Source organism: Iodobacter fluviatilis (assembly GCF_004194535.1).
Classification (GTDB): Bacteria; Pseudomonadota; Gammaproteobacteria; order Burkholderiales; family Chitinibacteraceae; genus Iodobacter; species Iodobacter fluviatilis_A.
In genome coordinates this window covers 1480467-1489783 of sequence record NZ_CP025781.1, presented here as the reverse complement: position 1 = coordinate 1489783, position 9317 = coordinate 1480467, and the positions used below count along the sequence as shown (strand labels likewise).

15 protein-coding genes are annotated in these 9317 nt (G+C 48.9%); all 15 read left to right on the top strand.

Annotated elements, in window-relative coordinates; translation table 11 throughout:
* Positions 1 to 20 precede the first annotated feature (20 nt).
* The 15 genes from fusA to rplX all read left to right on the top strand — a co-directional run bounded on the left by fusA (position 21) and on the right by rplX (position 9307).
* The gene (fusA, locus tag C1H71_RS06640; RefSeq protein WP_130105847.1) at positions 21 to 2120 is read left to right on the top strand and encodes an elongation factor G; all 2100 of its coding nucleotides are present in this window, start codon (positions 21 to 23) and stop codon (positions 2118 to 2120) included.
* Positions 2121 to 2146: 26 nt separating this feature from the next.
* On the top strand, positions 2147 to 3337 hold the full coding sequence (gene tuf / locus C1H71_RS06635; protein ID WP_046351553.1) for an elongation factor Tu: 1191 nt from the start codon (positions 2147 to 2149) through the stop codon (positions 3335 to 3337).
* Between the two features lie 12 nt (positions 3338 to 3349).
* A complete protein-coding gene (rpsJ, locus tag C1H71_RS06630; RefSeq protein ID WP_046351554.1) occupies positions 3350 to 3661 on the top strand; it encodes a 30S ribosomal protein S10 in 312 nt (103 codons plus the stop codon).
* Between the two features lie 156 nt (positions 3662 to 3817).
* Entirely contained in the window at positions 3818 to 4462 is a 645-nt protein-coding gene (rplC, locus tag C1H71_RS06625) for a 50S ribosomal protein L3 (RefSeq protein ID WP_130105846.1), read from the top strand.
* A complete protein-coding gene (rplD, locus tag C1H71_RS06620) occupies positions 4462 to 5082 on the top strand; it encodes a 50S ribosomal protein L4 (RefSeq protein WP_130105845.1) in 621 nt (206 codons plus the stop codon). The genes rplC and rplD overlap by 1 nt, the downstream gene beginning before the upstream one ends.
* Positions 5082 to 5384, top strand: a complete 303-nt coding sequence (rplW, locus tag C1H71_RS06615) for a 50S ribosomal protein L23 (RefSeq protein WP_197433117.1) — start codon at positions 5082 to 5084, stop codon at positions 5382 to 5384. Before rplD ends, rplW begins: the two co-directional genes overlap by 1 nt.
* Positions 5385 to 5396: 12 nt before the next feature.
* Positions 5397 to 6233 (top strand): 50S ribosomal protein L2, encoded by an 837-nt coding sequence (rplB, locus tag C1H71_RS06610; protein WP_130105844.1) that lies wholly within the window; start codon positions 5397 to 5399, stop codon positions 6231 to 6233.
* Between the two features lie 5 nt (positions 6234 to 6238).
* A complete protein-coding gene (gene rpsS, locus C1H71_RS06605) occupies positions 6239 to 6514 on the top strand; it encodes a 30S ribosomal protein S19 (protein ID WP_046351559.1) in 276 nt (91 codons plus the stop codon).
* A gap of 9 nt (positions 6515 to 6523) precedes the next feature.
* Positions 6524 to 6853: a 50S ribosomal protein L22 gene (gene rplV, locus C1H71_RS06600; protein WP_046351560.1), complete on the top strand. Its 330-nt coding sequence runs from the start codon at positions 6524 to 6526 to the stop codon at positions 6851 to 6853.
* A gap of 9 nt (positions 6854 to 6862) precedes the next feature.
* Positions 6863 to 7570, top strand: a complete 708-nt coding sequence (rpsC, locus tag C1H71_RS06595; RefSeq protein ID WP_130105843.1) for a 30S ribosomal protein S3 — start codon at positions 6863 to 6865, stop codon at positions 7568 to 7570.
* Positions 7554 to 7973 carry a 50S ribosomal protein L16 gene (gene rplP / locus C1H71_RS06590; RefSeq protein WP_125974255.1) on the top strand — a complete coding sequence of 140 codons (420 nt, stop codon included), beginning with the start codon at positions 7554 to 7556 and terminating at the stop codon, positions 7971 to 7973. The genes rpsC and rplP overlap by 17 nt, the downstream gene beginning before the upstream one ends.
* Complete coding sequence (gene rpmC, locus C1H71_RS06585; protein WP_046351563.1) at positions 7970 to 8158, top strand: 50S ribosomal protein L29; 189 nt, start codon at positions 7970 to 7972, stop codon at positions 8156 to 8158. Before rplP ends, rpmC begins: the two co-directional genes overlap by 4 nt.
* Before the next feature lie 2 nt (positions 8159 to 8160).
* Complete coding sequence (gene rpsQ, locus C1H71_RS06580; RefSeq protein WP_130105842.1) at positions 8161 to 8421, top strand: 30S ribosomal protein S17; 261 nt, start codon at positions 8161 to 8163, stop codon at positions 8419 to 8421.
* 186 nt (positions 8422 to 8607) lie between these two features.
* On the top strand, positions 8608 to 8976 hold the full coding sequence (gene rplN, locus C1H71_RS06575; protein ID WP_046351565.1) for a 50S ribosomal protein L14: 369 nt from the start codon (positions 8608 to 8610) through the stop codon (positions 8974 to 8976).
* A gap of 10 nt (positions 8977 to 8986) precedes the next feature.
* Positions 8987 to 9307 (top strand): 50S ribosomal protein L24, encoded by a 321-nt coding sequence (rplX, locus tag C1H71_RS06570; RefSeq protein ID WP_099396482.1) that lies wholly within the window; start codon positions 8987 to 8989, stop codon positions 9305 to 9307.
* Positions 9308 to 9317 lie beyond the last annotated feature (10 nt).

Genomic DNA, 9317 nt, shown 5'->3' with positions numbered 1-9317 from the left:
AACCCGGAAAGGACTATCCCGTGGCACGTAAGACTTCTATTGAGCATTACCGTAATATTGGTATTTCTGCTCACATCGACGCCGGTAAAACGACGACGACTGAACGCGTTTTGTTCTACACCGGTGTAAACCACAAGATCGGTGAAGTGCATGACGGCGCAGCAACAATGGACTGGATGGAGCAAGAGCAGGAGCGTGGTATCACGATTACTTCTGCTGCAACCACCACGTTCTGGAAAGGCATGGCGCAACAGTACCCAGAACATCGCATTAACATCATTGACACTCCAGGTCACGTTGACTTCACTATTGAAGTTGAGCGCTCAATGCGCGTTCTGGATGGTGCTTGCATGGTTTACTGCGCTGTGGGTGGTGTTCAACCTCAGTCTGAAACCGTATGGCGTCAAGCAAATAAATACAAAGTTCCACGTCTTGCGTTCGTAAACAAGATGGATCGCCAAGGTGCTAACTTCTTCCGCGTTGTTGAGCAGATGAAGATTCGCCTGAAAGCTAATCCAGTGCCCGTTGTTATTCCGGTGGGGGCTGAAGACGGCTTTACTGGTGTAGTCGACTTGATCAAGATGAAGTCAATCTTGTGGGACGAAGCATCGCAAGGCATGAAGTTTGAGTACGGTGAGATTCCAGCCGAATTACTTGAACTGGCGAAAACATGGCGCGAAAACATGGTGGAAGCCGCTGCTGAATCATCTGAAGAGATGATGAACAAATACCTTGAAGAAGGTGATTTGAGCGAAGCTGATATCGTAGCTGGCCTGCGTATTCGTACTTTAGCGTGCGAAATTCAGCCAATGTTGTGCGGTAGTGCGTTCAAGAACAAGGGTGTGCAGCGCATGCTCGACGCAGTAATCGACTTCATGCCGTCTCCGATTGAAGTGGCTGCGATTACGGGTGTGAACCATAAAGAAGAGTCTATCACTCGCGAGGCGTCTGATACTGCTCCATTCTCTGCACTTGCATTCAAGTTGATGAGCGATCCTTATGTTGGCCAGCTGACCTTCTTCCGAGTTTACTCTGGCATCGTGAAGTCTGGCGATACCGTGTTGAACTCGGTTAAAGATAAGAAAGAGCGTATTGGCCGTATCGTGCAAATGCACGCAAACGATCGTCAAGAAATTGATGAAGTTTATGCGGGTGATATCGCGGCTGCGATTGGCTTGAAAGATGTAACTACGGGTGAGACTTTATGTGCACCAAGTGACTTCATTATCTTGGAACGCATGGTATTCCCAGAGCCAGTGATTCACGTTGCTGTTGAGCCAAAAACAAAGCCAGACCAAGAGAAGATGGGTATTGCCCTGAATCGCTTGGCGAAAGAAGATCCTTCTTTCCGTGTGCGTACTGACGAAGAAACCGGCCAGACAATTATGTCTGGTATGGGTGAGTTGCACTTAGAAATTCTGGTTGACCGCATGCGTCGTGAATTTGGCGTTGAAGCGAACGTGGGTGCTCCGCAAGTTGCATACCGCGAAACTATTACCCGCATCGCGGCCGATGTTGAAGGTAAACACGCGAAACAGTCTGGCGGTAAGGGCCAGTACGGTCATTGCGTAATTACTGTTGAGCCGGCTGGTGAGGGCAATGGTTACTCCTTCTCTGATGAAGTTAAGGGTGGTTCGATTCCTCGTGAATTTATCCCTTCGGTAGACAAGGGTATCCAGAACACGCTGAAAGCTGGTGTGTTGGCAGGTTTCCCTGTTGTTGACGTTAAGGTTCGCTTGACATTTGGTTCGTACCATGATGTTGACTCTTCACAACTTGCGTTTGAACTTGCGGGTTCGATTGCATTTAAAGAAGCGATGCGTCGTGCTGGTGCCGTAATTCTTGAGCCTATGATGGCCGTAGAAGTCGAAACACCAGAAGAGTATATGGGCGACATCATGGGCGATATCTCGTCCCGCCGTGGCATCTTGCAAGGTATGGATGATAATCCTGCTGGTGGCAAGATGGTTAAGGCTGAGTTGCCTCTTTCCGAGATGTTTGGTTACTCGACTCGCTTGCGCTCAATGTCGCAAGGTCGTGCAACTTACTCTATGGAATTCAAGCACTACTCCGAAGCGCCGAAGCATGTGGCTGACGCGATTATTGCGAACAAAAAATAATCATATAATTTAAAGGATTTATAGCAATGGCAAAAGAAAAGTTTACGCGCACAAAGCCACACGTTAACGTTGGTACAATTGGTCACGTTGACCATGGTAAGACCACTCTGACAGCGGCAATTTCGACTATCTTGTCGAAGAAATTCGGTGGCGAAGCGAAAGATTATTCGCAAATCGATAGCGCTCCTGAAGAAAAAGCACGTGGTATTACTATTAATACATCGCACGTTGAGTATGAGACAGAAACACGTCACTACGCTCACGTTGACTGCCCAGGTCACGCGGATTACATCAAGAACATGATTACGGGTGCTGCGCAGATGGATGGCGCGATCTTGGTATGTTCAGCAGCTGATGGTCCTATGCCACAAACTCGTGAGCACATCTTGTTGGCTCGTCAAGTTGGCGTTCCGTACATCATTGTTTACTTGAACAAAGCTGACTTGGTTGATGATGCTGAATTGCTTGAATTGGTAGACATGGAAGTTCGTGAACTGCTGAGCAAGTATGACTTCCCTGGTGATGACACTCCAATTATTGTTGGTTCTGCTCGTATGGCCCTGGAAGGTGATCAGTCTGAGCACGGCGAGCCATCTATTTTCCGTCTTGCTGAAGCGCTCGATTCATACATTCCGTTGCCAGAGCGTGCTGTTGATGGCGCGTTCCTGATGCCAGTTGAAGATGTATTCTCGATCTCAGGTCGCGGTACTGTTGTGACTGGTCGTGTTGAGCGCGGCGTTGTTAAAGTCGGCGAAGAAATCGAAATTGTTGGTATCACTACAACAGTTAAGACAACATGTACTGGTGTCGAAATGTTCCGTAAACTGCTTGACCAAGGTCAAGCTGGCGATAATATCGGTGCATTGCTTCGTGGTACTAAGCGTGAAGATGTTCAGCGTGGTCAAGTGTTGGCTAAGCCAGGTTCGATCACTCCGCACACTAAGTTCGAAGGTTCTGTGTACGTTTTGTCGAAAGATGAAGGTGGTCGTCACACTCCATTCTTTAACGGCTACCGTCCACAGTTCTTTTTCCGTACAACGGACGTAACAGGTTCAGTTGATTTGCCAGAAGGTACCGAAATGGTGATGCCAGGTGATAACGTTGAAGTTACCGTTACCCTGATCGCTCCAGTTGCTATGGAACAAGGTCTACGCTTCGCTATTCGCGAAGGTGGCCGTACTGTTGGCGCTGGTGTAGTTGCCAAAGTCCTCGTTTAAAGGCTTGTGAAAATGCAAAACCAAAAAATCCGTATTCGCCTGAAAGCTTTTGACTACGCTCTGATTGATCGTTCGGCGCAGGAAATTGTTGATACGGCTAAGCGTACTGGTGCTGTTGTTAAGGGCCCGGTTCCACTTCCTACTAAAATTGAGCGTTTTGACATTCTGAGTTCCCCGCACGTTAATAAAATGGCGCGTGATCAGATGGAAATTCGTACGCACCTGCGCTTAATGGACATTGTCAATCCAACAGACAAAACCGTTGATGCGCTGATGAAGCTGGATTTACCAGCTGGCGTTGATGTAGAAATCAAACTACAGTAATCGGCAATCAAGATTTTTTTTCTGTGATATGTGCTAAGTACTTGCGGTAAAAGAAAAATCTTGTTAAAGTCGCGGGCTTGCTACCTAAGGGTAGTAAGCCTTTTTTACTTTGGGTTTAGCCGGTCAATCGTAATCGGCCCTGAAAAGGATATAACTATGAGCTTAGGACTTGTCGGACGTAAAGTCGGCATGACCCGCGTATTTGCTGAGGATGGCGCGTCCATTCCGGTAACTGTGCTGGACATGTCAGCTAATCGCGTTACGCAAATCAAGACGCCGGAAACTGATGGCTATTCAGCTGTTCAGGTTACTTTCGGTGCAAAGAAAGCTAGTCGTGTAAACAAGGCTCAAGCTGGCCACTTTGCGAAAGCAGGGGTGGAAGCAGGTTTGGGTTTGGTTGAATTTAATGTCACTGCAGAGAAATTAGCAGAATTGAAGGCTGGTGATCAGCTTTCAGTTGAGATGTTTGCGGCTGGTTCGTACGTTGATGTAACTGGTACAACGCTAGGTAAAGGTTTTGCTGGTGTAATTAAGCGCCACCACTTTTCATCTAATCGTGCCTCCCACGGTAACTCGCGCTCGCATAATACGCCGGGTTCTATTGGTCAAGCGCAAGATCCGGGTCGTGTATTTCCTGGTAAGCGCATGGCAGGTCAATTGGGTAACGTTCAGCGTACCACCCAGAACCTGGAAATCGTCCGTGTCGATGCCGAGCGTCAATTGTTGTTAGTTAAGGGTGCTGTCCCTGGCTGCAAGGGCAATGACGTCGTTGTTCGTCCGAGTGTGAAGGCAGGTGCGTAATGGATCTTAAAGTCATCAATGCTGCTGGCGAGGCGCAAGCCGCTGTTGCTGGTTCCGATGCACTGTTCGCACGCGAGTTTAACGAGGCGCTGGTTCACCAAGTAGTGACCGCTTACTTCGCAAATGCTCGTAGCGGCAATCGTGCTCAAAAAGGTCGTGATAACGTAAGTCACTCGACCAAAAAGCCTTGGAAGCAGAAGGGTACTGGTCGTGCTCGTGCTGGTATGAGTTCTTCCCCGCTATGGCGTGGTGGTGGTCGTGCTTTCCCGAATAGCCCAGACGAGAACTTCTCCCAAAAAGTTAACCGTAAGATGTTCCGCGCTGGTATTGCGACCATCTTGTCGCAACTGGTTCGTGAAGAGCGTCTGGTGGTGGTGGAAAGCTTTATTGCTGAAACACCCAAGACTAAGGCGTTTGCACTGAAGCTAGCTGCTATGCAGTTGGACTCCGTGTTGATTATTACTAAAGAGTTGGATGAGAACTTGTACCTTGCGTCGCGCAATCTTGCGCACGTTCTGGTCCTTGAGCCATCGCAAGCTGATCCAGTGAGCCTCGTTCGTTATAAGAAAGTGGTTATCACTCGTGAAGCATTGCAAGCTTTTGAGGAGTTGTACGCATGATGCAATTCTCTGAAAATCGTCTGCTTCAAGTTCTTTTGGCACCTATCGTGTCAGAAAAGACCACTTTTGTGGCTGAAAAGAATGACCAAGTTGTTTTCCGTGTTTCCACGGACGCTACCAAGGCAGAAATCAAGGCCGCTGTTGAGCTTCTCTTTAAAGTGAAGGTTGAAGGTGTGTCGACATTGAATGTCAAGGGCAAGGGCAAGAAATTTGGTCGTACCGTAGGTCGTCGCAAGGACTGGAAAAAGGCTTATATTAGCCTGGCTGCAGGCCAAGAACTCGACCTCGCGGCAGCGCAGTAAAGGAGACTGAAAATGGCATTGGTAAAAGTAAAACCGACGTCCCCCGGTCGCCGCGCCGTCGTCAAGGTTGTGAACTCGGATCTGCACAAAGGTGCTCCGTACGCTCCTTTGCTCGAATCGCAAAGCAAGACTGCTGGTCGTAACAACCGTGGTGTGATCACAACCCGTCATATGGGTGGTGGTCATAAGCAGCATTATCGTCTTATCGACTTTAAGCGCAATGACAAGGATGGTATCGTAGGTCGCGTTGAGCGTCTTGAGTACGATCCTAACCGTACCGCTAATATTGCGTTGCTTTGCTACGCTGATGGTGAGCGTCGTTACATCATTGCTCCTAAAGGCCTGAAGGCTGATATGACTGTGATTTCTGGCTCGGATGCGCCGATTAAGGTGGGTAATACCCTTCCTATTCGCAATATCCCAGTTGGTTCCACTATTCACTGCATCGAATTGCAGCCAGGTAAAGGCGCTCAGTTGGCGCGTTCTGCTGGTGCAGGTGTTCAGTTGTTGGCTCGTGAAGGTGCTTACGCTCAGTTGCGTTTGCGTTCGGGCGAAATCCGCAAGGTTCACGTTGATTGCCGTGCAACAATCGGTGAGGTAGGTAACGAAGAGCATAACCTTCGCTCCTACGGTAAAGCAGGTGCTAAGCGTTGGTTGGGTATTCGTCCAACCGTACGTGGTACTGCTATGAACCCGGTTGATCACCCGCACGGTGGTGGTGAGGGTCGTACTGGTGAAGGTCGTGTTCCAGTAAGTCCATGGGGCCAGCCTGCTAAGGGCTATCGCACTCGTCGCAACAAGCGCACAAGCAATATGATCGTGCGTCGTCGTCCCGCGAACAAGAGGTAATGTAAATGGCACGTTCTATTAAAAAAGGCCCATTCGTTGACCTGCACCTGATTAAAAAGGTGGAAACTGCCCGCGCGGCGAACGACAAGCGTCCAGTGAAAACTTGGTCACGCCGTTCTACTGTGTTGCCAGACTTCGTTGGTCTGACAATTGCAGTTCACAATGGTAAGCAGCACGTTCCGGTATATGTGAACGAAAACATGGTTGGACACAAGCTGGGCGAGTTCGCACTCACCCGCACGTTCAAAGGCCATGCTGCGGACAAAAAAGCCAAGCGATAAGGTGAAGACATGCAAGTATCTGCTGTATTAAGCAACACTCGCCTCTCCGCCCAAAAAGCGCGGCTGGTCGCTGACCTAGTCCGTGGCAAGCCGGTAGAGCAGGCGTTGAACATCCTGGCCTTCTGCCCTAAAAAGGGCGCAGTTTTAATTAAGAAGGTTTTGGAATCCGCTATTGCCAATGCTGAGCACAATGAAGGCGCCGATATCGACGCACTCAAAGTGACCACAATTTTTGTGGATAAGGGGCCTTCTCTTAAGCGTTTCAGCGCACGTGCCAAAGGCCGTGGCAATCGTATCGAGAAGCAAACTTGCCATATCACATTGATTGTTGGCGATTAAGGAGCGACTATGGGTCAGAAAGTTCATCCGACGGGTTTTCGTCTCGCCGTCACCAAGAACTGGGCTTCGCGTTGGTACGCCAACAGTAGCAATTTTGCCGGTATGCTCAATGAGGACATCGCTGTACGCGATTATCTGAAAAAGAAACTGGCCAGTGCTTCGGTGAGTCGTGTCGTAATCGAGCGTCCGGCTAAGAACGCTAAAATCACTATCTACACGGCTCGTCCTGGTGTGGTGATTGGTAAGAAGGGTGAGGATATTGAGCAGCTTAAGAAAGCGCTGCAAAAAATCTTAAATGTGCCCGTGCATGTAAACATCGAAGAAGTGCGTAAGCCTGAAATCGATGCACAAATTATTGCTGATAGTATTTCCGCGCAACTTGAAAAGCGCGTTATGTTCCGTCGTGCAATGAAGCGTGCAATGCAAAACGCAATGCGCCTTGGTGCCCAAGGTATCAAAATCATGTCGTCAGGTCGTTTGAACGGCATCGAAATTGCGCGCTGCGAGTGGTATCGTGAAGGCCGTGTGCCTTTGCATACCCTGCGTGCTGATATTGATTACGCTACTTCTGAAGCCAAAACCACCTACGGTATTATTGGTATCAAGGTTTGGGTTTATAAAGGCGAAATGAAGCCGGGCGAAAAGGCTGCTGAACCAGCACCTGAAGCTCAGAAGAAAAACGCACGGAAGGGGCCACGTAATGCTGCAGCCAACTAGACTTAAGTATCGCAAGGTCCAGAAGGGCCGTAACACGGGTATTGCTACTCGTGGTAACAGCGTTGCTTTTGGTGTGTTTGGGCTCAAGGCCACAAGTCGTGGTCGTCTGACTGCACGTCAGATTGAATCCGCCCGTCGTGCGATCACGCGTTATATTAAGCGTGGTGGCCGTGTATGGATTCGTACGTTCCCAGATAAGCCAATCTCTACCAAGCCCGCTGAAGTGCGAATGGGTAATGGTAAGGGTAGCCCAGATTACTGGGTTGCTGAGATTCAACCAGGCAAAGTATTGTATGAGTTGGATGGTGTTGATGAAGTAGTTGCACGCGAGGCTTTCCGTCTTGCTTCTGCTAAATTGCCATTCGCGACTACCTTTGTCACTCGTCAGGCGGGACAACGATGAAAGCTGCTGAACTACATCAGAAATCTGTTGAAGAGCTGAAGGCTGAGTTGACCGCATTGTTGAAGGCGCAATTTAGCTTGCGTATGCAGCATGCGACGGGTCAACTGGCCAAGCCAAGCGAACTCAACCGTGTGCGCAAAGATATTGCGCGCGTTCATACCATCATGGCTCAGAAGGCGGCTTAACGATGTCTGAAGCTAAACTGAAGCGCGAACTGACAGGCCGTATCGTCAGCGACAAAATGGATAAGACTGTTACCGTGTTGGTAGAGCGTCTGGTTAAACACCCGCTCTACGGCAAGATGATGCGTCGTTCCAAAAAATACCATGCGCATGACGAAAGCAATCAATATCACGAAGGTGATTTGGTTACAATCGTAGAAATTCGTCCATTGTCCAAAACAAAAAATTGGGCTGTGACGACGCTGGTAGAGAAAGCTCGTAATTAATATTTAATACGTGCTTGCGCGGGTATTGTGCTTTATGTACAATGCCCGCTTTCTTATCCATATATAACACATGTTGTGTATGGAGTTCTTCCCTACGGGATCCAAAACTAGCTGCTAATGCTCGGTTTTGCCGAGCGACTCGGTCTTGCCGAGATTATAGGCGGAAAAAGTTGGAGGTTTGTTTCAATGATTCAAATGCAAACTAGGCTTGAAGTTGCTGATAACACTGGTGCACGTTCAGTAATGTGCATTAAGGTTCTTGGTGGTTCCAAGCGTCGCTACGCTTCGGTGGGCGATATTATTAAGGTTGCCATTAAAGATGCTGCCCCTCGTGGTCGTGTTAAAAAAGGTGACGTATATAGCGCCGTAGTGGTTCGCACCGCTAAGGGCGTACGCCGTGCTGATGGTTCGCTTATCAAGTTTGATGGCAACGCTGCAGTTCTCCTTAATGCCAAGCTTGAGCCAATTGGTACCCGTATTTTTGGGCCAGTTACTCGTGAGCTGCGCAATGAACGATTTATGAAAATCGTTTCACTTGCGCCAGAAGTGTTGTAAGGGGACGGGCATGAACAAGATTCGCAAAGGCGATGAAATCATCGTTATCACAGGCAAGGACAACGGCAAGCGCGGTACAGTGCTGCGCGTAATCCCGGCTGAAGATCGTGTCGTTGTTGAAGGCGTTAATGTGGTGAAAAAACACCAAAAGCCAAATCCAATGCGCGGTGTACAGGGCGGTATTGTCGAAAAGACTATGCCGGTTCACATTTCTAATGTTGCCTTGTTTAACACTGCAACGGGCAAGGCTGATCGCGTTGGCTTCAAGACTTTAGAGGATGGCCGCAAGGTTCGTTTCTTTAAGTCTAGTGGCGAAGTGGTTGGCGGCTAAGGGGTGATGA